General features: G+C 62.9%; 1 pseudogene. It reads right to left on the bottom strand.

Going from position 1 to position 1,163, the window contains the following annotated elements:
• Positions 1–1,098 (bottom strand): annotated as a pseudogene (locus ABIB28_RS18500) (IS256 family transposase); the annotation flags it as partial.
• Between the last annotated feature and the right edge of the window lie 65 nt (positions 1,099–1,163).

Genomic DNA, 1,163 nt, shown 5'->3' with positions numbered 1-1,163 from the left:
AGCTTGGTCGCGGCCTCGTCGCTGGGGAAGTGCCCCCTGGCTCTGACGGCGCGCCTGAGCTTCGAGTTCAAGGCCTCGATCGCGTTCGTGGTGTAGACGATCCTGCGGACCGCATCGGGGAAGGCGAAGAACGGGATCACCTCGCTCCATGCGCGTCGCCAGCTGCCCGATGGCGGGATAGCGGGTGCCCCAGGGGCCACCCTCGAACGCCGCCAGCGCATTTTCGGCCGTATTGGCATCAGTGGCCCGGTAGATTTCCTTCAACGCCGTCGCCAGGCCTTTGCGGTCCTTCCAGGAGACAAAGTCCATCGAGTTGCGCAGCAGATGGACGATGCAGGTCTGGACGATTGCGTCGGGGAACACCGCAGTGATCGCCTCGGGGAAGCCCTTGAGGCCATCGACGGCGGCCAGCAGGATATCCTCGGGGCCGCGATTTCTGAGCTCGTTCATCACCCGCAGCCAGAACTTGGCGCCCTCGTTTTGCTCGAGCCACAGGCCGAGCACTTCCTTGGCACCGTCGGCGCGGACCCCCAGCGCGATGTGGATCGCCTTGTTGCGGACCATGCCTTCGTCGCGGATTTTTACCCGAATCGCATCGAAGAAAACGAGCGGGTAAATCGGATCGAGCGGCCGCTGCTGCCACGTCGCAACTTCGTCGAGCACGGCATCGGTCACCGTGCTGATCAGGTCGGGCGACACGTCGATCCCGTACAGATCGTGCAAATGCCCTGTGATCTCGCGGGTGCTCATGCCGCGCGCGTACATCGACACGATCTTCTCATCGAACCCGGGGAAGCGCCGCTGATATTTGGCGATCAGCTGCGGATCGAAGCTCGACTGTCTGTCGCGCGGTACATCGATCGCCATCTTGCCACTGTCGGTCATCACGGTCTTCCGACCGTAACCGTTGCGGCTGTTGCCGGCGCCGTCCTCGCCGGCGAGGTGGTGATCCATCTCCGCGTTCAAGGCGCGCTCCGTGAGCGCCTTCTTTAGCGAATCGAGCAAGCCGCCTTGCTCAAATGCCGCACTGGCAGCCCCGCCCGCGAGCAGCTGGTCGAGAAGTTCGTTCGGTATTGCAGGCTCTTTGCGTCGGGACATATGGGATCTCCGTTTTACCCGTTATGCCCACCCACACACGGAAATCCTGACAGGCCCATAGCACG

This window comes from Sphingomonas sp. UYEF23 (genome assembly GCF_040546165.1).
GTDB classification, from domain to species: Bacteria; Pseudomonadota; Alphaproteobacteria; order Sphingomonadales; family Sphingomonadaceae; genus Sphingomonas; species Sphingomonas glacialis.
Note: the sequence above shows the minus strand (reverse complement) of the source record. Positions and strands in the feature narration are given on the sequence as shown.